Source organism: Kaistella carnis, from assembly GCF_003860585.1.
In the GTDB taxonomy this organism is placed as follows: Bacteria; Bacteroidota; Bacteroidia; order Flavobacteriales; family Weeksellaceae; genus Kaistella; species Kaistella carnis.
In genome coordinates this window covers 1,614,287-1,637,481 of the sequence record NZ_CP034159.1, presented here as the reverse complement: position 1 = coordinate 1,637,481, position 23,195 = coordinate 1,614,287, and the positions used below count along the sequence as shown (strand labels likewise).

Genomic DNA, 23,195 nt, shown 5'->3' with positions numbered 1-23,195 from the left:
TTTTCGTTTATTATAAGTTATTTTTTAATGATTTTCTGGGTGATCTTTCCTTTAGCGGTAATTATTTCTAAAAGATAATTTCCGGCAGGAAGATTTTTCAGGTCAATTTTTTCATTTTCAGAAACGATCAGTTTTTGTCCTGTGATAGAATAAACATTGATTTTTTTAATTTCTTCTCTTGATTTAATTTGAACAAAATCACTGGTCGGATTTGGATAAATCTGGAAATCAGATTTTGATAAGTTTGCGGTTCCTAAAACCTCCGTGAATTCATTGATAACACCCACTGCATCGAGATCAAAACCTCCGGAAGCAAAATTTGTCGGATAGGGATCATTGACAATATTTCCAACACTGTCTAAGGTTCCATATTGCGGATTAATAGTCCCCACCACATCAATAATTTTCACATGGGTGATCTTATCTTTATTCAGCAACGAATGGTCTGGAAGTTCAGAAATGTCGAAAGGGGTTCCATAATTTGCTTTGTATTTTCCTGCCAGATTATTGATTTTTGTTGCATCTACAGCGCCAAAAGTTCCCACCTGAGTTGCTGTAGATGTAAGACTTGTTGCAGGGAATCTAAAAAAGTTAATCCCATCTGAACTCGCTTCCACAAAAGCCAGTTCCAAAAAAGTATCATTAAAAGAGTTCTCAAAGACCGCGAAATCTGCTCCGGAACCATTGGTAATTGGTTTAGCGAAAGTTAAAACCGCTGTTCCACCATCTCCCAAACTTACAATACCGCTTCCATCGGCAATTCCGGTAGCATTCACTGCAGTTCCCACCGAAGCTAAAACCACTGTACTTGCAGCAATATCTTGCGGTCCTCTAACTACTGACGCTTCTGTTGCCCAACTTTTAAAAAGTGGATCATTTTTAAAAATCGCTTTAGATCCGGCTTGGCCTGCAGGTGGATCGAATTGAGCGAGTAGAATCGATGGTAGTAAAGTCAGTAATAAATGATAATTTTTTGTCATTTTTTTTTAAATTTAGATGTAGAATTTTAAGACCTGTGCTTTTTGGTCTTTTTTAAGGTGTAAAAGTTTAAGAAAAATCCGCCTCAACAAAAATTATTGAGGCGGAGGAAATAATTTTTAGTTCTGGAAAAAACCGTTGGTTGCTCTTCCGGCCTCAAAAGTTTTGATCACACTTCCTGTAGTGGAATAAACGGTTACTTTGCTGTCTGCCGTAAATCCATTTGCATCCGAAGTATAGATTTTTCCGTTGATCACATTAAATCCGTAAAGAGCAGAATACTGTCCTCCTGTTGCAGTTACAATTGGTGTTGTAGGTGTTACAGTAGCACTCATATCCATCGAATAAACTTTGTTTCCAGAGGAAAAATAGTATTTTCCACCGTCAATATCAAGATTTGTCGCATTGGAAATTCCCGTAAGTGTAGTCGTTTTTGTAATCGTTCCTGCCGCCGAGATTTGATAAATATAGGAATCTGTAGTTCCTGCAGCAATGGTATAAACGGTTGAATTATTGGAAATGGTCTTATTAATATTCCCGTTTGGCAAAGTTACTACCGGAGCCACCTCATTTGTAGCAGGATTTATTCTGGTCAGTGTATTTCCGAAACCAAAAGTTGCATTTTGTACGAAAATAGTTCCACCTGCTTCAACAATGCGTTCTGCCGTATCTGTGAATGCGATTTTTTTAACAAAAGAAAGATCAGATAATTTGTAAATAGTCACAGATTTTGGACCTAAATATTCATCGTTCGTTACGTAAATGAAATTATTGGCAATTGTAATATAACGCGGCTGATTGATTTGAGCCGTGATTTCACCTGTTTTTTTGAAGGTATACCGATTGACAACTGTGATTTTATTTGAATTATTTAAAACCAGATAAGCATTATCGCCATTGTAAGTTAGGGTTTGTAATACATCACCCAGATCGGTACCGTTATTTTTTTTGTAAACATCCTGTTCAATGGTTGCTAAATCGTTGGAAAGAAAAGTAACTGATGCACTTGGAGTTCCGAAATTCCCTTCATTAAGAACGAATATTCCGTTTTCATATGCACCTTTTGGAAGTTCAATTGGTTCATCAGATTCAGTTCTACAGGAAATGTTGAACAGCAGAGTAAGTGCAAGAACCGACGAAAGAATTTTAGGAAATTTCATACTATTTATTTTTAAAAGTTGATTAAGAGATTAGCTGCATAATTCCTTTTTGGCAAAGGAAAGTAGGCTGTAGTTTCATAGATTTGATCAAATAAATTATTCGCTTTGAAACCAATTTGATAGTGTTTTAAGATTTTTATATGGAGTCCTGCATTCATTACAAAATAACTTTTCAGGGCGGAACCCAATTTTTCATCTTCGCTGGTAAACGTTAAACCATTGAACATTCCCTGCGCATAAATTTCGATGAAATCATAACGATAAGAAGCATTTCCGAAGATCTTATTTTTAGGAACGTATGATAAAAACCGATTGGTTTCTACATTTTTTGAATTTGTATAAATGTATCCAAGAGAGAATTTTGCATTATTTTTTCCGAAATCTTTTACAAAATCAAGTTGAGATTCCAATCCGTAACTTTCTACATTATTAATGTTGCTTGGCGACCAGATCCCGCCAGAATTCGGCAACCAACGAATCATGTTTTCGATGTTGATGTAAAATGGCGTTACATTCAATTTAAAATTTTTGTACTGAAAACGATTTCCCAGATCGGCCTGCAGCGAGGTTTCTGATTTCAGATCCAAATTTCCGCCCGGTTGCCAGTAGAGATCATTAAATGAGGGAAATCTGAAATTTTTTGAAGCATTAAAAATAAGGGAATACCAATTATTTACATTGACTTTTCCTGAAAACGAATATAGAACCGGAGTTTCAATTGCTTCTACAAAATCTTTCTTGAGTCCGGCTTCAAAATTAACTTTTTGCGAAGGATTCCATCTCACTAAACCTGCGATAGAACCTGCATTTCTTTCCACATTTGTAATTCCGGACTGAAAACCTTGGCCTTTGTTCAGTTGATATTCGCCTATGAAATTAAATGCCAGTTTTTCATTAAGAATATAATTGAAATCATTTTTCGCCAAATAAATTTTCGCACTTCCACCGCTGCTCTTTGCTTTGTTGATATTGCTGAAATATTGAAATTCATCTTCCAGATAGGCCAACCGAAAAATATTCTGCACTTTTTCTGTATGAAAATTCCAATTGACCAGACTTCGGAAAGTATCGGCGATATATTTCGTTTTCGTCACCGACTCCGAGAAAATAGGGTAGTGTTGAACACCGTTATAGATTTGAGTTTGCCAGGAAATGGTATTTTTCGAATTGATCCTGTAAGCGGCTCCCAAATTGAAATTACGGTTGTCGTATTCGCCGTTCAAATTGGTGTAGTTCTTTTCCGGAACATCATAATCATTGTCACTTTTTACAAAATTTCCAGACACTTTTACGGATAATTTTTCGTCGCTGTAGGAGCTTTTTAAGAAAGAATTAAAGGTGTTAAAAGAGCCGAATTCTGAAAATAAAGTGGTGTTAAAACCTTTATTAAAAGCCAATTCATTGTTCATGTGAATACTTCCCCCAATTGCGCCACTTCCATAGATTACGCTTCCGCCGCCGGATTTCACTTCGAGTTGGTCATAACCCAAAAGATTGAGATTGTTAATATCACCCTGTCCTAAAAAAATGGAATTCACATTAATTCCGTTCCAGATGAACGCAGTCTGTTGCGCAGTGGTTCCGCGAAAAGAAGGCGAAGAAACGGCACCACGACCATTTTCTTTGATGTACACCGACGATTGAAACCGTAAAACATCGGAAATATTTGCCGTATTTTTTAGCAGATCTTCTTCGTTTAAAGTAGAAATTTTCTGGAATTTTTTAGAATTCTTCAACTGACTGTCGAAGATATAAACGGTATCAATGGCAACTTCCTGAGCGAAACTCATAGAAATACAGCATAATAAAACCGACGAAAAGTGGTGTTTTAGATTCATTTTCAACCTTTCCTCCGAAAGTTATTTTTTATGTTAAAACTTTCAGCAAGGTCTCCTGACTTTCACATTTTTGCACCTTCCCGAAATTAATCAGTGGTTTGTTTGCAAAAATTTTTTATTAATAAATAGTGATTTACAGTTGCGGGGACAGTTTGTGATTTGCACACAATTCCCTTTTCTAAAAGCAGTGCAAAGATAGTAATTTCGTTTAATAACAATCTAAAAATAAAAATCTTTACTTCTTAAACCGCAAAAGAACATAATACAAATCAAAAAATAAACATCTCAAAAGTTCAAAAAAAATGGAAAATCTTTCTTGAATTTCGCTTCTGCAAAATTTTTGGCTTATTTAGATCAAAAAAAACTTTTGTCTTATTCGAGGTTAAGAAAAATCAGGCTAAAGTTTAATCCAGGACAGATTTATTTTTAAGATAATGATAAATTTCGATCTGCGAACGAATGGGTATTTTGCCTGAACTCACATATTCGTTGCGCATTTTTTTATCCAGGATACGCGCTTTTACGTTGTCACTCAGCTGAATGTCAAGCTGGTCTTTGATCTCTTTCTTCAGATTTTTCTGAGTTATTTTTGCGGCGGCCTCTATTCGGTAGTCCATATTCCGCGTCATCCAGTCAGCAGAAGAAATGTAAATATCTTCATGCCCTTTGTTATAAAAGTACATGATTCTGGAATGTTCCAGATATTCATCAACAATACTGATGGCCTCTATTTTTTCTTTAAAATCCTTCTGATTGATCGCACAATAAATTCCGCGGACAATCATTTTTATTACAACACCGGCTCTAGCTGCGTCATATAATTTCTGAATCAAATCGCGATCACTTAAAGAATTAACTTTTATGATGATCAACGTTTTTCGGCCGGCTTTTGCTTCTTCGATTTCTTTATCCATTTGTGCTATGATTTTTTCGCGCATCAGTTCAGGGCAGAGCACAAGTTTTTTACAAGATTTAAGTTCCGAAACTACATCATGTTTGGGTTTCCGAAGTACCGTAAATACTTTATTGATATCTGCCATAATTACGCGGTCGGAAGTCAACAGAAGATGATCTCCGTAAATTTTGGCGGTTTTTTCATTAAAGTTTCCGGTACTTACAAAACCGTATTGGATGGTTTTATTGTGCGCTCTTTTTTTAATGACACACAACTTCGCATGAACTTTTTTATCAGGAATTCCAACCAGAACTTTTACACCTTCCTGTTCCAGAATTTCTTTCCATTTTAGATTGTTCTCTTCATCGAAACGCGCGCGCAGTTCTAGCATCACGGTGACCTCTTTGCCATTTCTCACTGCATTGATCAAGGCATTAATTATTTTGGAATTGCTCGCCAATCGGTACGCCGTAATTTGAATCGATTTCACTTCCGGGTCCATGGCTGATTCCCGCAACAAATCGATGACCGGCGTATAGTTATGATAAGGGAAAGAAAGTAAAATATCAGTTTTTTGAATCACATCGGTAATTCGTTTGCCAACAAGATCGGGATGATCAAAAGATGTTCTTTCTTCCGGTTTTTTATACTTTTCGAAAACTTCGGGAAATTCCATAAAATGGCGGAAATTATGAATTTTTCCACCTGGGATTATGCTGTCTTTTTTGCTTAGATTTAATTTACGAATCAGGAATTCAAGCAAGGCTTTATCCATCTCTTTATCAAAAACAAAGCGGGTTGGTTTGCCTTTTCTACGCGATTTAACTCCTTTTTCAATTTTTTGGGCCAGCGTTGTTTTTATGTCGTTATCCAGATCGAATTCTGCATCTTTCGTTACTTTGAAACAGTGGGCCTCAAATTCTTCATAACCAAAATAAGAGAAAATGTGGGGAAGATTGAATTTGATCACATCTTCCAGTAAAATAACATTTTTTTCAGGACCTTCCGTAGGGAGCAAAACAAATCGCCCTAAAATCCTGGAAGGAATTTCGATAATGGCAAACTTACTTTCATATTGAAATTCTTTCTTCCGCATCGCAATCCCCAGATATAAAGATTTGTCGCGTAAGTAGGGCATTGCAGAATTATCATGAAGCAAAATAGGAATTACATTGCTCTCTACAATTTCATCAAAATATGCCACCACAAATTTCTCTTGTTCTTTAGTAAGATTTTTTGCGGTTTTAATGAAGACTTTTTGATCGGCCATTTCAACTTGAATCTTCTTCCAGGTTTTATCGAAATTTTGCTGCTGCTTGATCACGATTTCGTTTATTTTCTGCAGAATTTTCGTCGGAGGTTGATAAAAAGATTCCGTGATAAATTTATCTTTAAAATCCATGGCCCTTTTTAAACCGGCGACACGCACCCGGAAAAACTCATCCAGATTATTGGAAAAAATTCCCAGAAAGCGAATTCTTAAATGCAGAGGAACTTTTTGATCCATGGCTTCCTGTAAAACACGCTCATTAAATGCGAGCCAGGTGATATCTCGGGGATTAAAGTGATTGGACATTTTATCTTTATTGGTTGGTCAAAAATAGAGATTATAGTTTAATTTAGAAGGAATCCAAATTTAACATATTCTTCGGTCTCCCCATATAATTTTCGCAATCCTTTAAAAAATTTCTTATATTTGAAAAACTACAACTCTACCAGATGAAATTTTTATTGGATGACGACCTACTCGAAAGTACGAACGCGGATTTTAAAAAATATTACAAAGGTGATATTATTTTAAATGAGGGTGAGTGCTCCCAATATTTTCATTATCTAAAAGAAGGAGAGTTGTCGGTTTCTAATTTTACAGAAAAAGGAAAAGAACTACTTCAGCATAAAGTTAAAAGCGGTCAGTTTTTTGCGGAACCTGCCGTTTTGCTGAACGAGCCTTTTCCAGGGAACGTTGAGGTAAGTTCTGCGAAAGTTGATATTATAAAATTTAAGCGCCAATGTCTTATTGATTATTTAATATTACATCCCGAAAAACTCTTTCAGTTTACGCTTTCCGTCGCCAAAAAATCCCTGAAGAAAAGTCAGCTTTTAAAGCAGATTGTTTTATTTAATCCCGAAGACCGAATTCTGCAACAGTTAGAAAACTACAAACGGGAAAATGGTTGTGTGGACGAATCGGTGCTGATCAAACTCACACGTAAAGAAATTTCTCAAATGACGGGCCTTCGAATCGAAACAGTCATTCGTACGATAAAAAAAATGGAAAAGGAAGACAAGTTAAAAATTGTCAACGGCAAAATTATCTTCTAAAGTGACCTAAATCATAATATTAATCAGATTTTTCGACTTAATTTTGTAAGATGAAGAATATTATTTTTTGGCTCCGTTTTTCAGTTCTGAATTTTTTTATGGTTTCTGTTTTAGGCGTTTTGATGCGTTACAAAATTGCATTTTCTCTGCCCATGGTCGATCAGAAACATGTACAGGAGGCGCATTCGCATTTCGCCTTTTATGGGTGGATTACCCAAATTATTTATGTTCTCATTATTCGGTATTTACAAGGGATATTATCAGAAGAACAACTGAAGAAATACAATGTTTTATTAATTGTCAATGCGGTTTCGGCCTATATCATGATTCCAAGTTTTATTTATAAGGGATATTACTGGCTTTCAATTGCGGGGTCTACCGCAGCACTGTTGACGAGTTTCGTTTTCTTCTTTTTCTTACTTCGGGATCTGAAGGGCAAGCGGAATCTGATAAAATCCTGGTTCCTGGGAGGGTTGTTTTTTGCTGTCATTTCCTCTGCCGGCGTATTCATGTTGAGTTATATGATGATGTCCGATAACGTAACTCAAACCTTATATTTGGCGTCTACTTATTACTATTTACATTTTCAGTACAACGGATTTTTCATCTTTAGCTGTATTGGATTTTTGCTTTTGTCGCTCCGAAATATCGGCGCAGAAATATCTGAAAAAGACACCAAACTCATATTCTGGCTTCTGTTTTTTGGAACACTAATAGGCTATGGCCTTTCTGTACTTTGGATGAAACTACCGCTTTGGATTTTCATTGCTATTGTTTTGGCAACCATCGCGCAAACCATTGGAGCAGTGAAATTATACATGGTTGTGAAACAGAACTGGACCAAAGTCGTCTTGAGTTTTTCAGCTTTGCAACGTTTTGTTTTAATGTATGTCGGTTTTGCGTTTTTTGCAAAAATTATGTTACAACTGGGTTCCAATATTCCGGTGTTGAGCCAGTTTGCATTTGGTTTCAGAAACGTGGTCATCGCCTATCTGCACTTAATTTTGTTAATGTGTGTTTCTGTGTTTCTGCTGAATCAGATTTTAGCGACCAATGTTTTCAAAATGACCAAACCCGTAATCACCGGCCTAAAATTATTACTTCTCGGAATATTTTTAAATGAAGCGGTTTTGGGTATCATGGGCGTGCTTTCAATCAAATATGTTGCGGTGCCTTTTTCCGCGGAAATACTGCTCGCGGTGTCTTTACTGATGATGTTTTCCCTGCTCCTCATTTTCTTCAGTTTAAAGAAGAAATCGCTATAAAAAAAGCACTTCCCGAAATTTCAGGAAGTGCAACAAGACAATAAACTTAATTTAGGGAATTTCTTTTTAATCCGGTAAAATTACAGAATCTACAACGTGCACAATTCCGTTGGAAGCGGGCACGGAAGCCAAAATATTAATAGTGCCGTTCACCACGGGCTTTCCATCAACCATTTTGATGCTGATGGGTTTTCCATCGACCATTCCTAAGTTTTGTCCGTCTGTCAACTGATCTGTTTTTATAACGCCCACATAGGTGTGATGGCTCAGAATATCATTCAATTTATCTGCATTTTCAGGCTTCATTAAGTCATCTAAAACTCCCGCAGGCAATTTTGAAAATGCTTCATTGGTAGGAGCGAAAACGGTGAAAGGACCTGCGTTGCTTAGTGATGTGGCTAAACCTGCTGCCTGTACCGCTTTTACTAAAGTTGAAAGATCCGGATTGCTTACCGCCAATTTTACAATATCCGGTGCACTGTCATCATCTTTTACGGTTTCCTGTCCTCCTGGAGTGGTTTCTGCGGTGGCAGTTTCAGTAACTGTCGCTGTTCCTTCAGTCTTGTTGCAAGATGACAAAGCAAGGGCAACCACTGCAAGGATCATGATTGATTTTTTCATAGTTTCTATTTTTATTTGTTAGTTTTAAATTCTTTGTCTTTTAATTTCACTATAAAATTAACAATAAAAATCTCTGTTTTATATGATTCTATTCACATGATAAGTCATTAAATAGCTGAGTTTTATCAGCTGTTTTTAAGTCATATTTTAATCATTAAAGGTTCTTTTTGTTGAATAAAATGAGCGACCATAAGAAGGGTACGAAAGTCCAGATCGTAAGAATGAGAAGCGAAATAACCATTCCGCCACCGGCACCAAATACCTGTTTGAAAATTGCGCCCGCCTGACCTAACATCGCTGCAACATCTAATTGAAGAAGTACGAAAATTCGCGAAAGTCCGATGGGATTAATTGCTGCCAAAGTCGCCATAATTCCTTCAATAGGATAATCGGCAAACTGAAACATAAGGAGTAATAAAATTCCGTCGTAAATAATAGCAAAAAACATCCAGATAAAAATAGAAATCCCAATTCCTTTCGCACGGTCCCGGCTGAAGATGGCCGCCAACATCGCCAATGATGTAAAAATGATCGACAGAAAAATTCCTGTAATCAAAACCGAAAGACCGGTCTCAATGGAAGAGTAGAGTAGAATGGGAATTCCACATCCGAGAAGAAAAGCAAGAATCAAAGCCGTGGAAAGTCCTAGAAATAAATTAAACCAAACTTTCCCCCGCGGAACAGGCTGGCTCAGGAGCAGTTCGATAAACTGGCTGCTATTATAGACATAGATCGTAGAAAAAATAATACTCACCAAAGGCACAACGAGCAGTACGACGTTGAGTAAACTTAAGGTGGCTTTGGTTTCATTATTATCCAAGCCTAAAACTGACCAGGAAATAATGAAAAGTAAAATCGTATACATAATAACGATTTTGTTTTTTAAAATATCAAATAGGATGAAGCGTGCAATCTTGTTCATTTTTTCATGCTTTTTAAGATAGAAATAATTCCGTCAGAGATTTTCTCGGTTTGTGTTTCTTTTTTCAGATCTTCTACCGACTGGTGTACCACCACTTGACCTTCATTCATAAAAACGATCTCTGTGATGATGTCATCCAGTTCGCTTAGTAAATGAGAGGTGATCAGAATTAATTTTCCTTTGTTTTTTTCTTTGATGATCTTATTTTTTAGGATCTCGGTTGCCAATGGATCGAGTCCCGCCGTGGGTTCATCCAGAATGATGATTTTCGGATTAAAAAGAAATGCAAGCACTGCACTTACTTTTTGCGTCGTTCCGCCGGAAAGGGTGCGCATTTTTTTGTCATATATCTTTTCCAGTTCGAAAGCTTCCAAAAGTTCGGTATCAAGAGTAACATCTTTAATTTTCCGGGTGTCCTTGATCATTTTAATGGTTTCCTCAATGGTCATATTTTCCGGATATCGGCCAATTTGGGGCATGTAACCGATGATTTCACGATAGCGATAATCTTCTTTTACGCTTTTCCCATCCACCAAAACATCGCCGTCTTCTACTACATTTAAACCAAGAATGCATTTGATCATGGTGGTTTTTCCGCATCCGTTTGGACCAATCAGTGCGATAGAATGGCCGTTGTTAAAAGATAAATTCACCTTATTCAGCGCCGTGAACTTATTAAATTTTTTGCTTAAATTCTTAATTTCAATCATATCATGAGCTGCCTTCATTATCAGCTTTTCTTTATTTGAAAATATTTTTTTACTTTAAAATTGGTCGCCTTAATTTGGCGTTTGCAGAGGTTTCATTAAAGGTTGATCGTCTACAAAACTTTCGGGCGTAAGGCTTGGAATTATTTTTTCTGTACGGTCCAGCATATCGACCAGAAAACTTCTGAAAAGCAACATCACCGAAGGATTTTGCTCCACTAAAACGGAATATAAACTCAACGGATGAAAGGGCACATCGCCTATTTTGTCTTTATCCAGATCATAGCCTTCATATTTATCCCAGTAATTAAAACGGAAATCATTCATGACGGTAGAACCGCTTGTGCTGATGTCGAAAGTATTATTAATGAAATTATTTCTCATTACGCGGTTTTCCATACAATTGGCATTTATTTTTATGGCCCACCCATTATCTTCGAATTGATTCGTGTAGAAATCGATTTTGGTGGCGCCGTCGGCAAAAACTCCGGTCGTATTGTTTTGAAAAGTGTTGCCTTTAATTTTACTGTAAGAAATTTCCTTTAATAAAAGTCCGTACACGCTGTCGCCCCAGTTATTAATGAATTTATTGTTAAACATACTTACATTCATCGCATACATTACGGCCACACCGGCTCCATTATTATCAAAAACATTGGAGGTGTACACGCTGTCATTTGAGAACATAAAGTGAAGCCCGTAGCGTAAATTATTTCGGGACAGGTTGTGATATACGTAACATTTTGCATTTTTTTCTAAGTAAATGCCATCTTTGTGACCGCTGATGAAATTGTTTTTTATCCAGATTTCACGGCTGCCCAAAATGTGAATACCATCGCCGGAATTTTCCTGAGAATTCCCGCGGTTCGTGGTGATTTTATTACGATTAATAAGGATACGGTTTCCACGCTGCACATAAATGGCGAAATAATTATTTTCGAAAATATTGTTTTCGATGACCGAATCGGTGCTCGTGTAAATGTGAACTGCCGCTACACTGCGAATTTCTTCGCGTCCACTGTTGATGAGTTTAAAACCTTTTAATGTAATGCGGTCGGCTCGAAAGGTGATGATCTCTCCGTTTAAATTTCCGTCTAAAATTGGTCGGTCGATCCCGATAAGGCTTATCGGTTTTTCAATATCGATCGTACCTTCCCGGTAAATGCCTTTTTCAACGAAAATAGTATCGCCGCTTTTTGCTGCGGCGATTGCTTCTTTAATTGTTTTAAAATCTCCGCTTTTACCGACTTTTATCGTAGCTGAAAAGCAAAAAATCGGAAGGAGTAAAGCGAGGAAGTAAAATATTTTGTTTTTCATATTCATACCTACGGTCATCGCTATGGATTACGCGTTTGTAGATTTATAGGGTGGTTAAAGTTGCTCCAAGTGTTGCCGCTGATTTTTCTGCGGTGGCTTTATCTTTAAAAGCCTGGGTATTTCCGCCCATTGGACTTTTGATCTCGCCGCCTTTAATTAAAGTGGCCGTATTTGTTTCGATAAATTCACCCGTAGGAAAATCAACAACGTACGTTTTAGCATTCTTTGCGTTTTCGGGGTTGGACGATTCATAGTCCTTCAGACAGCTGATGTCATCAAATTTATATATTCTGCCTTTTTCCGTTAAAAGTTCGGTGGCATATTTTTGATCAGAAATGGTCATTTTACAGTTGTCACACTGATCTTTCCCGACTGCGATTTCCTGTGGGCCTTTTTCTGCACAAGCCATTAAAGTCATTACACTTCCGGCAACTAAAACGTTTTTAAATAATTTCATAATTTTAATTTTATTGAACTTCTTTTTTTGGAATAAAGGTAAATGATCAAACTGATTTTTTAGCCAATTTAAATTCCATAATCGCTAAGATAAACAAAATTACACCGGCTCCTATCATAATGCCACCACCAATATTTGGATAAGACCATACTTCAAAATTAAGCAACTGCTTGTAACCAAGTAACGGCGGTTGATAAGACATTCCGGGTACGATAATCGCTGCTTGAGGGTTAAGGTTGTGACCGTAGTCGTAAAGCCATCTCCAGAAATCGAATACGAATCCTACACCGAAGAGTAGATAAACACCTGTTAAGGTATAAAGAATTTTTCTGCTGTTAAGGAACGCGGCGAGGAAACACAAAATCGCGAAAATTCCCAGTGCGTAAGGCAATATTGTAAATTCCCAAAATTCATCGGCGTGTATTTCTTTCATTCCGATATAATGGTTCAAGCCATTAATAATCGAGTATTCTCCAGATACTTTATTGGAGTGAATGTACATGGCAAGACCTTCCGGATATTGCGGAGCATTCAGAAAGATGGACCAGATGGGAACAAAAATCGAGACGATTAATCCGATGCCCAAAAGGATTAGAAGTACTTTGCTCCATTTTTGTATTGCGTTTGTTTTCATTTTGATTTTTTTTAAGGTGCTTATTTCTTTAATATTTGGTCTAGTAAAGTTAATGACTTTGCTGGTTTTCTTTTGTAATGTTTGTTACAAAATGATATCAATCATAAAAAGAAAAAGGGCAGTGAAAACTGCCCTTTAATTAAAATAATTTACTTCGTTTCACCTTGTTTTACTGGGCTTTGAGCGTTGTCCTTTTTATTATTCAATGAATAAATAAGTGGAGTGTTGCTGCCTGCTGGTGATACCCTTACATATCCCTGCATCTCTTGGTGTAAAGCAGAACAGAAATCTGTACAATACATCGGATACATTCCTGCTTTCAATGGAACCCATTTCAGCGTACTGGTTTCACCCGGCATGATCAGGAGTTCGGCATTTTGTGCACCTTTGATTGCGAATCCATGAGGAACATCCCAGTCTTGTTCTAGGTTAGTTACGTGGAAATAAACTTCGTCACCTACTTTTACACCTTCGATGTTATCTGGAGCAAAGTGAGAACGGATAGAAGTCATATAAACATGAACTTTATTTCCTTCTCTAACCACTTTACTTTCGGCTTCACCTTTGGTTACGTATGGGTGTTTGTTATCTTCCAGTTTATAGAATTTCACCTGGTTTTTAGTAAACAATTCTGCCGGACCTGCCTGTGCGTAATGCGGCTCACCAATGGTTGGGAAATCAAGAAGCAGTTTCATTTTATCACCACTAATGTCAAAGAGCTGAGCAGATTGTGCCAATTCTGGACCTGTTGGCAGATATCTGTCTTTTGTGATTTTGTTGTAAGCAACAAGATATTTTCCGTAAGGTTTTGCAGTATCTCCTCCTACAACCATCAGGTGACCTGTAGAATAGAAAGTTGGCTGTCTGTCTAGAACTTTACAAGTTTTGATGTCCCATTTCACGATCTCAGAAGAAACGAACATGGAAGTATATGCATTTCCTTTTCCGTCAAACTCAGTGTGGAGTGGTCCTAAACCTGGTTTTTGAACTTCACCGTGTAAAACTGATTCATATTTTAGAATAGGAATTCCATCAAATTCACCAGAGAAATCTTTCTTTTCAATAGCTTGCATCAATTTATCAAAACTGAAAACAGGAATCAAAGCGGCCAATTTTCCAGAACCGATAATATATTCTCCTGTTGGATCAATATCACAACCATGCGGAGATTTTGGACATGGAATTAAATAACAGATGTCTTTTAATTCTTTAGCAGATAGTACAGAAACCTCTTTTAAAATTTCTGATTTCGCCATTTGGGTAGACTCATCAAAGGTATTGTGAGCATATTCTACGGCCATTTTTTTAGCTTTCCCAGCTTTCAGATATTCTTCTGCTTTTTTCCAGTTCACTGCCATGATGAAGTCTTTCTCATTTTGAGAAGCATTTACTTCCAGCAGCGTGTTGGCTTGCTCAGAGTTATAGCAAGAGAAGAAGAACCAACCGTGTGATTTACCTTTACCTGCGTGTGACAAGTCAAAGTTAAAACCTGGCGCCTCAATTTGGAAAGTGATATCCATTTTTCCATCTTCTTTACCAATTCCTATGAAAGAAAGATATCCTTTAAAGTTTTCTTTAAATGATTCGATCGGTACGTCTCCCTGGCCATCAGCAGGCACTGCGAAACGTGTTCCAGCAACTACATACTCTGTGTTTTCTGTAAGGAAAGGGGAGGAGTGATTTCCTGCAGAGTTTGGGATCTCGAGGATTTCTGTGGTTCTAAAGGTTGTGAGGTCAATTTTGGCAACACGAGGGGTATTGTTCGCATTTGCAAATAAATATCGACCGTCAATTTCACCTTTTGTCTGCGACAGCGCAAGGTGATGCTGGTCATCCCAAGGTACAAAACCGTGAGAAGTTTCAAGCATCGGCTTTGTTTCTTCACTGAAGCCGTAGCCGTTTTCCGGGTGTACAGAGAAGACCGGAACGATTTTTAAAGTTCGTCCACTTGGCAATCCCACCACACTAATTTGGCCATTAAAACCTCCACTGACAAAGTTGTAAACTTCATCATGTTTTCCTGGAGCTACATACACTTTCTCGGCTGCATCACCCGAAACGACGTTTTTAGTGCCTTTGGGTTTACATGCGACCATACTGACCGCAGCAAGAGCCGCAAGTCCAATTTTTTGGTAAGTTTTCATATATAATTGATTAATTCTTTTCGGAATAGAAAGGAACAAGAAAAGATGAATGGCAGATTGTTAACTGCATCTACCATTCATCGGGTAGGAAAATTATTTTGCTCCGTCGATTTCTCTCATGTATTCGAGAACTTCTCTGGCTTCTGTATCGCTAAGACCTTGATTCGGCATTCTCACCAAACAAAGTTCAAGTTGTTTCTGCAATTCTGGATCTACGTCGATCATTGGATCTGGATTTGAAATAAAGTTCATAATCCATTCTGGAGTTTGTCTTTTGGTTACGCCTAACCATCCTGGTCCCACTAATTTCTCATCTGTAGGTTTGTGGCAAGAAGTACATTTTACGTCTGCTACTTTTTTACCTGCAGCTGCCATGGCTGGATCGAATTTACTAACATCTACATTCTCATGTTTTCCAATACCTCTGTTTGGGTCGTATTTGGCTGCGTTAGCTTCCATTTCAGCAGTGCTTTCGTCTGTGGTTGAAGCTGCAGTAGTTTCAGTTGAACCCGATGGGATAGAATCTGTTTTTCCGTCACCTCCACAAGAGAATAAAGTAAAGGCTAGTGTTGCGAGTGCAATTGTTCTTAATGATTTCATTATATTTATTTTTTTGTATGTTCAAAATTACCATCATTTGCCCAATTTTTGTTATGACCGTAATCATATTCATCATATGATAATTATCGTGAAATTTGTGTCACTAAAAATTAGAGTAGAAATTTAAAAATAAGGGAATGAAAAAATACTTAGTAATCTGTGGGCTTATCGCAGTTGTTTCATGTAGTAAGAAAGAAAGTAATCCTAATATGGATTCTAATGTGATGCTGGAAGAACCGGTGGCTAAAGTCGTTGATTCTGCCGCAGCCGGTAAGAATGAAGGTCTGGCACTCATTGAAGGCGGAGACTGCTTAACGTGTCATAAAGTGGATACCCGAGTGGTAGGACCATCTTATCAGGAGGTTGCTGATAAGTATACCGAAGCAGATATTGAAATGCTTGCCACTAAAATTATTGAAGGAGGAAAGGGAAATTGGGGAGAAATACCGATGACACCACACGCAGGAATGAGTAAAGACAATGCGAAAAAAATGGTAGAATATATTCTTACATTGAAAAAATAAAAGCCATCAACATCATAATAAGGCATCTTGAAATACAGGATGCCTTTTTTAATGGAGATTTGACAGACATTGTGTCAATTTGTCATAATTTTTTGCTTGGTATAAATATTGAGAATTATGGAATATAAAATTTAACTAATTAAAAATTAAAAAATAATAATATGAGCAAAATAATTGGAATTGACTTAGGTACAACCAATTCATGTGTTGCGGTAATGGAAGGTAAAGATCCTGTAGTTATCCCTAACGCTGAAGGTAAGAGAACAACACCATCTATCGTGGCTTTCACAGAAGATGGAGAAAGAAAAGTGGGTGATCCTGCAAAAAGACAGGCAGTAACCAATCCAACTAAAACAGTATTCTCTATTAAAAGATTTATTGGGACTCACTTTAAAGATGATGCAAAAGAGGTTTCTAGAGTGCCTTACAAAGTAGTTTCTGGACCGAATGACACCATTAAAGTAAAAATTGACGACAGAGAATATACCCCTCAAGAAATTTCTGCAATGATTCTTCAGAAAATGAAGAAAACTGCTGAAGATTATTTAGGTCAGGAAGTAACTAGAGCGGTAATTACAGTTCCGGCTTACTTTAACGATGCCCAAAGACAGGCAACTAAAGAAGCGGGTGAAATCGCTGGTTTGAAAGTAGAAAGAATTATCAATGAGCCTACTGCAGCAGCTTTGGCTTATGGTTTAGATAAAAGTCATAAAGATCAAAAAATCGCAGTATACGATTTAGGTGGTGGTACGTTTGACGTTTCAATCCTTGATTTAGGAGACGGCGTATTCGAAGTATTATCTACAAATGGTGATACGCACTTAGGTGGTGATGATTTTGATGATGTAATCATTAACTGGTTGGCAGATGAATTCAAAACTGAAGAAGGTGTTGACTTAAAAGGAGATCCAATCGCATTACAAAGATTGAAAGAAGCAGCAGAGAAAGCAAAAATCGAATTGTCTTCTTCTTCTCAAACAGAAATCAACCTTCCTTATATTACAGCAACTGCAACAGGCCCGAAACACTTGGTTAAAACTTTAACTAAAGCGAAATTCGAACAATTAGCAGTTGATTTGGTAAGACGTTCAATGGAGCCTTGTAAAAAAGCGCTTTCAGATGCAGGTCTTTCAGTTTCAGATATTGATGAGGTAATCTTGGTTGGTGGTTCTACAAGAATCCCAATTATTCAGGAAGAAGTAGAAAAATTCTTCGGTAAAACCCCTTCAAAAGGAGTAAATCCAGATGAGGTTGTAGCATTAGGAGCTGCGATTCAAGGTGGAGTTTTAACAGGTGATGTAAAAGACGTTCTTTTATTAGATGTTACGCCACTTTCATTAGGAATTGAAACAATGGGTTCTGTGTTTACCAAATTAATTGAGGCGAACACAACCATTCCAACTAAAAAATCAGAGGTATTCTCTACCGCAAGTGATAACCAGCCTGCAGTTTCTATTAGAGTAGGACAGGGAGAAAGACCAATGTTTAATGATAACAAAGAAATCGGAAGATTTGACCTGACAGACATTCCACCAGCACAAAGAGGAGTTCCTCAAATCGAAGTTACTTTCGATATTGATGCAAACGGAATCTTGAGTGTTTCTGCAAAAGACAAAGGAACAGGAAAAGAGCAGTCTATTAAAATTCAGGCGAGTTCAGGACTTTCTGAAGAGGAAATCGCAAAAATGAAACGTGAAGCTGAAGAAAATGCAGCCTCAGATGCGAAGAAAAAAGAAGAAGTTGAAATCTTCAACAAAGCTGACGCATTGATTTTCCAAACAGAAAAACAATTGAAAGAGTTTGGTGACAAATTATCAGCTGACAAAAAAGCCGCGATCGAAACTGCACACGCAGAATTGAAAACAGCTTTTGAAGCAAAAGATATGGACAGCGTAAAAACAAAAACAGAAGCATTAGACGCAGCTTGGATGGCCGCTTCTGAAGAAATGTACGCCGCAGGAAACCAAGGACAACCAGGTGCTGATCAAGCGCAGGGAAATCCAGGAGGTGATGCAGGTACAGAAGATGTTCAGGATGCTGACTTCGAAGAAGTCAAGTAATTAGTAATTATCATCGATTAACATCGATTGAAATAAAGTAGTAAATCGCTGTAAACGTAATGTTTACAGCGATTTTTTTGTTTTTAACTTTTTTCAATAATAGTCGATTTTAATCAATTTTTATCGTATTATTGTATCTTAATTGTACCGCGTCTTAATAGCAGACAATCTGCTTCTTATTATGTCTTATTTAGGCTAATTTGATTTTTATTTATTTAAAATAGTGGAATTATGGGCTTTAGTAATCTTAGGATACCAAAACTTTGTGAATTTTGTGAGAAACCATTTGAAGCAAAAACAGTTACTACAAGATTTTGTAGCAAACTTTGTTCGGAAAAATCTGTAAAAAGACAAAAAAGACTAGTTCAGGAAGTAGAAGCGAAACAAGTTTTATTGGAAAAATCAATAAATAAAATTGCGGAAATTCAAACTCGACCCTATCTTTCTGTAGGTGAAGCTGCTGTATTTTTTGGAATGTCGAAGGATACAATTTATAGATTAATCAAAAGCAATAGAATTTCAGCACATAATTTTGGTGAAAGATTAACCCGAGTTTGTAAGTCGGATTTGGAATCAATATTTACTGCGGTAAAAATTGCGCCGGAAAAAGAAAAGATTGAGAAAAAACAAGTTTTTGAAATAGGTACTTGCTATACAATTTCAGAAATTAGTGCAAAATACCATGCTGATCCGGGAACGGTAAATAGTGTCATTAAAAGAAACAAAATCCCAACTAAAAAGGTGGGAAGTTTTGTGTACGCACCTAAAAATTTAATTGACAAAATTTTTGACGGAAAATGAAAGAGTTATTAAAAACCAAAGTTACCGTACGATTGCGAAAAGCCGAATTCAGAAGAGAATGGTTCATTTATTTGGAAAGTTATCCAGTAATGGTTCAAGGTAAAAATGATCCTCAAAGAATTCGGGAATACTTGAACCGGAGTGTAACAACTGTAGATTTCGATAAGAAAAGACCGGCACGGACAACACAAAATTCAGTTTCTTTTAAACCCAAACGAGATGATAATGGAATTATCGTTTGCAAAAGTGAAAATGACCGCGAGACCATGTTTTACGCAGATTCATTGCGAAAATTGAGACAGAGAGAATACGATAACATTGAACTTTATAACGAGCTTGATATAATTCAGCAGGAGGAAAAAGAAAGATCTCAGGAGAATTTTATAAGATATTTTGATTTGCTTGTCAATAAAAGGCATAAAAATAATTCCGAATCTATTCAGGTAAATTGGTATCGCTCGATAGAATTTCTAAAAGATTTCGGAGGTGAAAAAATTATGTTTTCACAGATTAATACAAAATTCTGTGAAAATTTCAAATCGTATTTGTTGACTGCAAAAAGTGGTAGCAATAAAGATGCGATAATTTCTCAAAATACAGCTTCAACCTATTTTTCTGTTTTCAAAGCTGCACTGAAAGAAGCGTTTATCGATGGCTATTTTACAATTGATATTGCGGCTAAAGTAAAATCAATTCCACATGAAGAATCGAGAAGGGAATATTTAACACTGGAAGAACTGAATACTTTAGTTGAAACACCATGCGAACTTGATGTTCTAAAACGTGCAGCGCTATTTTCTGCATTGACAGGTTTGCGACATTCCGATATTCAAAAATTGACGTGGAATGAAATAAGTATTGAAAACAATCAAGCCAGAATAAATTTCACTCAAAAAAAGACCAAAGGTGTAGAATATATGCCGATGTCTAAACAAGCTTTACAACTTTGCGGTGAATCTGGCGGTCCAACTGATTTGGTTTTTAAAGATTTAACGAACCCAGCTTGGATTTCTCGACCACTTAAAAAATGGATTGAAAGTGCAGGAATTACCAAAAAAATAACCTTTCACAATTTCAGACACACTTTCGCTACTTTGCAACTTTCTAGCGGAACAGATATTTATACAGTCAGTAAAATGCTTGGTCATACGAACGTAAAAACTACGCAGGTTTATGCAAAAGTTGTTGATGAAAAGAAAAATGAAGCATCAAAAGCAATTCAATTGAAAAACTTACAAAAATGAACTTGAAATATTTTGAATATATTGTTATTTACCTTTCGGTTCTGGTGGTATGTGTAGTCGTGGGAGCGTTAGCAAGAATCTCTTTTATTGGTAAAGGTGGTGATGAGTATACCGCAAATATTGTATTTTGGTCAATTACAGCATTAAGTATTTTATTTTATGCGATCATCATTTTGTTTCTTGATGTCATAATTGTTGGATTTAGAAAAATATTTCGCAAAAAGAATAATTCCACAAATTCTACTGTAGATTTTATTCAAACTAAAAATCATGAGAATATTACAATTGGGCAAATTGATGACAATACAACAAATCAGTTAATTCAAGATTCAAAGGAAGATATTAAGGTTCAAACTTCGGAAAAGGTAAATCTTGATTCTATAAGAAAAAACCAACTTCAGCAAAAGCAACAGATTGAAAGTGAAAAATTACAACTCGCTTTAGATTATACTCGAAATCAATTTATTTTATACTTAAAGGATGAAGATCTTGATGCACTTTGCGACGCGGTAAATTTATATTCAATAAAAGAAGATATTCTTAATAATATTTCTATTTACACAAATGGCTTAACAAATCTAGACCTTTATCACTTCGGCTGGAATATCTGGAATCATTTTAGACCAATAAAACAGGAGGAAGTTTCAAAACTACTAAAAAATGTTTTCGTTTCGCTTGATGATATTGATCTAGAAAGTATCAAATCACACCTGAAAGATGAACCTAAAAAAGGGATTATCAAAATTCTAGAAAATTTGGCAGACTACCAAAAGACATAAAAAATCACAAAACGAAGTGTTTATAAAGTGATTCCTCTGTGATTGCGTGTTTGCGCCCATCACAGATGAATCACTTTTTTTCTTTGCACCATAACAATCAAAAACAACAGTTATGGAGAGTAATGAGATCTCATTTGAAAATCTACCAAAAGCAGTGGCGCATCTGGTCAGCGAAATTGCGATAATAAAACTTTTGGTAGAAGTAAAGCAACCACAGCAAGTTCCGCAAAAAAGAATTCCAATAGATATAACGGAAGCCTGCCAAATTATTGGAAAAGCCAAACCTACCGTTTACACTCTTGTGCGCAAAAGATTAATCCCCTGCTATAAAAATGGGAAGAAACTTTATTTTTTCGAGGAGGAACTATTGGAGTGGATTTCCAAAGGAAGAAAGAAAACTTTGCAGGAAATCGAATCTGAAGCAACTGCAGATTTTAAAAAGAATTTTAGAAAAACTTCAGCAGAATTTAATCTAAAATCTAAATTATGAGCACAGAAATCCCTTATTTAAGAGTAGGAACTTCCTACTACAAAACCATTGAAAAGCCACTGATTTCTGGTGATAAAATCTCAATTCTCGTTCGCTGGAATCGAGAAACGATCATAAGCGACCACGGAAAAACATACGTTTCAAGCGTTCCGAAATTTGATGGCTTTTGCTGTATTCCAAGCCATTTAGATTATCAACAAGTCATTGAAGGATTCTACAACGTATACAATGAAATGCCTTTTCAACCAAATGGTGAAAAAGAAGACCCTCAATCATTAAGAGAAAAAATTCCGTTTTCATTGAATTTCATGGAGCATATTTTCGGAGAACAGATAGAACTGGGATTAGACTATTTAAAAATTCTGCTGCTATATCCAACACAAATTCTTCCTATACTTTGTTTGGTCAGCAAAGAAAGAGTTACTGGAAAAACAACATTTATAAAATGGCTCAAATGTATTTTTGGATTGAATATGACCTACATCAAAGGAGACTCATTTGGAAGTCAGTTTAACGCAGATTGGACCTCTATGCTAATTGTGGCAATTGATGAAGTTTTCTTTGATAAAAAAGAGATTACTGAACGTTTAAAATATCTTTCCACCACAGATAAAGATAAAAAAGAAGCGAAAGGTAAAGACCGGGAAGAAGTTGATTTTTTTGCGAAGTTTATTCTTTGTTCCAATAACGAAGATAATTTTATTCAGATCGATGAAAACGAAGTACGCTTCTGGATTATCAAAATCAAGCCAATCAAATCTGAAAGAACAGAATTTCTGCGTGACCTTAACGCTGAAATTCCATACTTCTTAAACTACTTGATACAAAGACCATTTTACAGCCAGAAGAAAACAAGAATGTGGTTTACTCACACGGAACTTAGAACGACTGCCTTGCAAAAATTAGTCTGGAAAAATAATAACAAACTTGAATCCCGGATCATTGAATTACTGTTTGAATTTTTTGAAAGTGTAGAAGATCAAGAAATAAATGCAGTTCCACAAGATATTCTGAATATGCTTAACAAAATGTTCAAAAGCAGTTACTGGACCATCAATGATGTGCGAAAATTATTAAAAGAAATCTGGAAACTCGAACCGCAACAAAATTCTTTGGCTTACATCAAATATGACATGGATTATGGTGGAAGTTTTTTTCAGCAAAATAAATTAGGTCGCTATTTTTCCATAAAAAGGAATTTTATTTCTGAAAAATTTGATGAAATGATGAGATAATTGATAATGAAAAGAAAATCAATGAATTACTACTCATCAAAGTACTCATCAAATTTGAAAACACTGTTTTTTGATGAGTGTTTGATGAGTAAATAAATTGAAGTTTGATGAGACGATGAGCGTTTGATGAGTGTGTAACTAGGTTATATACAATTAAATACAGCGTTTCCTCATCAATTCATCAAACTTTCCCCAAAACTCA

At 36.3% G+C, this 23,195-nt stretch carries 21 protein-coding genes and 1 riboswitch; of the genes, 9 read left to right on the top strand and 12 right to left on the bottom strand.

Features of this window, described 5'->3' with window-relative positions; genetic code table 11:
- Positions 1–17: 17 nt before the first annotated feature.
- The 4 genes from EIB73_RS07485 to ppk1 form a co-directional block, all read right to left on the bottom strand.
- Positions 18–980, bottom strand: a complete 963-nt coding sequence (locus EIB73_RS07485) for a T9SS type A sorting domain-containing protein (protein ID WP_125024060.1) — start codon at positions 978–980, stop codon at positions 18–20.
- A gap of 117 nt (positions 981–1,097) precedes the next feature.
- Entirely contained in the window at positions 1,098–2,138 is a 1,041-nt protein-coding gene (locus EIB73_RS07480; RefSeq protein WP_125024058.1) for a DUF5074 domain-containing protein, read from the bottom strand.
- Positions 2,139–2,149: 11 nt separating this feature from the next.
- Entirely contained in the window at positions 2,150–3,976 is a 1,827-nt protein-coding gene (locus tag EIB73_RS07475) for a TonB-dependent receptor plug domain-containing protein (protein ID WP_125024056.1), read from the bottom strand.
- Positions 3,977–4,004: 28 nt separating this feature from the next.
- A riboswitch (cobalamin riboswitch) is annotated at positions 4,005–4,185 on the bottom strand.
- Between the two features lie 195 nt (positions 4,186–4,380).
- Entirely contained in the window at positions 4,381–6,447 is a 2,067-nt protein-coding gene (gene ppk1 / locus EIB73_RS07470) for a polyphosphate kinase 1 (RefSeq protein WP_125024054.1), read from the bottom strand.
- Positions 6,448–6,590: 143 nt separating this feature from the next.
- On the opposite strand from ppk1, the gene EIB73_RS07465 reads away from it, so the two are divergent.
- Positions 6,591–7,193, top strand: coding sequence for a Crp/Fnr family transcriptional regulator (locus EIB73_RS07465; RefSeq protein ID WP_125024052.1), 603 nt, complete (start codon positions 6,591–6,593; stop codon positions 7,191–7,193).
- 50 nt (positions 7,194–7,243) lie between these two features.
- Entirely contained in the window at positions 7,244–8,458 is a 1,215-nt protein-coding gene (locus EIB73_RS15105; RefSeq protein ID WP_185144612.1) for a hypothetical protein, read from the top strand.
- Positions 8,459–8,524: 66 nt separating this feature from the next.
- Here EIB73_RS15105 and EIB73_RS07455 read toward each other — a convergent pair whose 3' ends face one another.
- From EIB73_RS07455 to EIB73_RS07420, 8 genes are all read right to left on the bottom strand, one after another.
- Entirely contained in the window at positions 8,525–9,079 is a 555-nt protein-coding gene (locus EIB73_RS07455) for a fasciclin domain-containing protein (protein WP_125024050.1), read from the bottom strand.
- Positions 9,080–9,233: 154 nt separating this feature from the next.
- Complete coding sequence (locus EIB73_RS07450) at positions 9,234–10,001, bottom strand: ABC transporter permease subunit (protein ID WP_125024048.1); 768 nt, start codon at positions 9,999–10,001, stop codon at positions 9,234–9,236.
- On the bottom strand, positions 9,998–10,729 hold the full coding sequence (locus tag EIB73_RS07445; protein ID WP_317132658.1) for an ABC transporter ATP-binding protein: 732 nt from the start codon (positions 10,727–10,729) through the stop codon (positions 9,998–10,000). Before EIB73_RS07445 ends, EIB73_RS07450 begins: the two co-directional genes overlap by 4 nt.
- A 51-nt stretch (positions 10,730–10,780) precedes the next feature.
- Positions 10,781–12,025, bottom strand: a complete 1,245-nt coding sequence (locus EIB73_RS07440; protein WP_185144611.1) for a nitrous oxide reductase family maturation protein NosD — start codon at positions 12,023–12,025, stop codon at positions 10,781–10,783.
- Between the two features lie 43 nt (positions 12,026–12,068).
- Positions 12,069–12,482: a nitrous oxide reductase accessory protein NosL gene (locus EIB73_RS07435; protein ID WP_125024046.1), complete on the bottom strand. Its 414-nt coding sequence runs from the start codon at positions 12,480–12,482 to the stop codon at positions 12,069–12,071.
- A gap of 46 nt (positions 12,483–12,528) precedes the next feature.
- The gene (locus EIB73_RS07430) at positions 12,529–13,116 is read right to left on the bottom strand and encodes a hypothetical protein (RefSeq protein ID WP_125024044.1); all 588 of its coding nucleotides are present in this window, start codon (positions 13,114–13,116) and stop codon (positions 12,529–12,531) included.
- A gap of 149 nt (positions 13,117–13,265) precedes the next feature.
- Positions 13,266–15,260 carry a Sec-dependent nitrous-oxide reductase gene (nosZ, locus tag EIB73_RS07425; RefSeq protein ID WP_125024042.1) on the bottom strand — a complete coding sequence of 665 codons (1,995 nt, stop codon included), beginning with the start codon at positions 15,258–15,260 and terminating at the stop codon, positions 13,266–13,268.
- A gap of 93 nt (positions 15,261–15,353) precedes the next feature.
- Positions 15,354–15,860 (bottom strand): c-type cytochrome, encoded by a 507-nt coding sequence (locus EIB73_RS07420; RefSeq protein ID WP_125024040.1) that lies wholly within the window; start codon positions 15,858–15,860, stop codon positions 15,354–15,356.
- A 137-nt stretch (positions 15,861–15,997) separates the two neighbouring features.
- On the opposite strand from EIB73_RS07420, the gene EIB73_RS07415 reads away from it, so the two are divergent.
- The 7 genes from EIB73_RS07415 to EIB73_RS07385 all read left to right on the top strand — a co-directional run bounded on the left by EIB73_RS07415 (position 15,998) and on the right by EIB73_RS07385 (position 22,993).
- The gene (locus EIB73_RS07415; RefSeq protein ID WP_125024038.1) at positions 15,998–16,384 is read left to right on the top strand and encodes a c-type cytochrome; all 387 of its coding nucleotides are present in this window, start codon (positions 15,998–16,000) and stop codon (positions 16,382–16,384) included.
- Between the two features lie 161 nt (positions 16,385–16,545).
- Positions 16,546–18,444, top strand: a complete 1,899-nt coding sequence (gene dnaK / locus EIB73_RS07410; protein WP_125024035.1) for a molecular chaperone DnaK — start codon at positions 16,546–16,548, stop codon at positions 18,442–18,444.
- Between the two features lie 231 nt (positions 18,445–18,675).
- Positions 18,676–19,245 carry a helix-turn-helix domain-containing protein gene (locus tag EIB73_RS07405; RefSeq protein WP_125024033.1) on the top strand — a complete coding sequence of 190 codons (570 nt, stop codon included), beginning with the start codon at positions 18,676–18,678 and terminating at the stop codon, positions 19,243–19,245.
- A complete protein-coding gene (locus EIB73_RS07400; RefSeq protein WP_125024031.1) occupies positions 19,242–20,489 on the top strand; it encodes a site-specific integrase in 1,248 nt (415 codons plus the stop codon). Before EIB73_RS07405 ends, EIB73_RS07400 begins: the two co-directional genes overlap by 4 nt.
- Positions 20,486–21,268: a mobilization protein gene (locus EIB73_RS07395; RefSeq protein WP_125024029.1), complete on the top strand. Its 783-nt coding sequence runs from the start codon at positions 20,486–20,488 to the stop codon at positions 21,266–21,268. Before EIB73_RS07400 ends, EIB73_RS07395 begins: the two co-directional genes overlap by 4 nt.
- Positions 21,269–21,380: 112 nt before the next feature.
- Entirely contained in the window at positions 21,381–21,758 is a 378-nt protein-coding gene (locus EIB73_RS07390) for a helix-turn-helix domain-containing protein (RefSeq protein ID WP_125024027.1), read from the top strand.
- Positions 21,755–22,993, top strand: a complete 1,239-nt coding sequence (locus EIB73_RS07385) for a primase-helicase family protein (protein ID WP_125024018.1) — start codon at positions 21,755–21,757, stop codon at positions 22,991–22,993. The genes EIB73_RS07390 and EIB73_RS07385 overlap by 4 nt, the downstream gene beginning before the upstream one ends.
- The last annotated feature ends 202 nt before the right edge of the window (positions 22,994–23,195 follow it).

Bases quoted from the DNA above. Each gene is read 5' to 3' on its own strand.
- EIB73_RS07485 (WP_125024060.1), bottom strand. From the start codon at position 980: ATGACAAAAAATTATCATTTATTACTGACTTTACTACCATCGATTCTA.
- EIB73_RS07480 (WP_125024058.1), bottom strand. From the start codon at position 2,138: ATGAAATTTCCTAAAATTCTTTCGTCGGTTCTTGCACTTACTCTGCTG.
- EIB73_RS07475 (WP_125024056.1), bottom strand. From the start codon at position 3,976: ATGAATCTAAAACACCACTTTTCGTCGGTTTTATTATGCTGTATTTCT.
- ppk1 (WP_125024054.1), bottom strand. From the start codon at position 6,447: ATGTCCAATCACTTTAATCCCCGAGATATCACCTGGCTCGCATTTAAT.
- EIB73_RS07465 (WP_125024052.1), top strand. From the start codon at position 6,591: ATGAAATTTTTATTGGATGACGACCTACTCGAAAGTACGAACGCGGAT.
- EIB73_RS15105 (WP_185144612.1), top strand. From the start codon at position 7,244: ATGAAGAATATTATTTTTTGGCTCCGTTTTTCAGTTCTGAATTTTTTT.
- EIB73_RS07455 (WP_125024050.1), bottom strand. From the start codon at position 9,079: ATGAAAAAATCAATCATGATCCTTGCAGTGGTTGCCCTTGCTTTGTCA.
- EIB73_RS07450 (WP_125024048.1), bottom strand. From the start codon at position 10,001: ATGAACAAGATTGCACGCTTCATCCTATTTGATATTTTAAAAAACAAA.
- EIB73_RS07445 (WP_317132658.1), bottom strand. From the start codon at position 10,729: ATGAAGGCAGCTCATGATATGATTGAAATTAAGAATTTAAGCAAAAAA.
- EIB73_RS07440 (WP_185144611.1), bottom strand. From the start codon at position 12,025: ATGAAAAACAAAATATTTTACTTCCTCGCTTTACTCCTTCCGATTTTT.
- EIB73_RS07435 (WP_125024046.1), bottom strand. From the start codon at position 12,482: ATGAAATTATTTAAAAACGTTTTAGTTGCCGGAAGTGTAATGACTTTA.
- EIB73_RS07430 (WP_125024044.1), bottom strand. From the start codon at position 13,116: ATGAAAACAAACGCAATACAAAAATGGAGCAAAGTACTTCTAATCCTT.
- nosZ (WP_125024042.1), bottom strand. From the start codon at position 15,260: ATGAAAACTTACCAAAAAATTGGACTTGCGGCTCTTGCTGCGGTCAGT.
- EIB73_RS07420 (WP_125024040.1), bottom strand. From the start codon at position 15,860: ATGAAATCATTAAGAACAATTGCACTCGCAACACTAGCCTTTACTTTA.
- EIB73_RS07415 (WP_125024038.1), top strand. From the start codon at position 15,998: ATGAAAAAATACTTAGTAATCTGTGGGCTTATCGCAGTTGTTTCATGT.
- dnaK (WP_125024035.1), top strand. From the start codon at position 16,546: ATGAGCAAAATAATTGGAATTGACTTAGGTACAACCAATTCATGTGTT.
- EIB73_RS07405 (WP_125024033.1), top strand. From the start codon at position 18,676: ATGGGCTTTAGTAATCTTAGGATACCAAAACTTTGTGAATTTTGTGAG.
- EIB73_RS07400 (WP_125024031.1), top strand. From the start codon at position 19,242: ATGAAAGAGTTATTAAAAACCAAAGTTACCGTACGATTGCGAAAAGCC.
- EIB73_RS07395 (WP_125024029.1), top strand. From the start codon at position 20,486: ATGAACTTGAAATATTTTGAATATATTGTTATTTACCTTTCGGTTCTG.
- EIB73_RS07390 (WP_125024027.1), top strand. From the start codon at position 21,381: ATGGAGAGTAATGAGATCTCATTTGAAAATCTACCAAAAGCAGTGGCG.
- EIB73_RS07385 (WP_125024018.1), top strand. From the start codon at position 21,755: ATGAGCACAGAAATCCCTTATTTAAGAGTAGGAACTTCCTACTACAAA.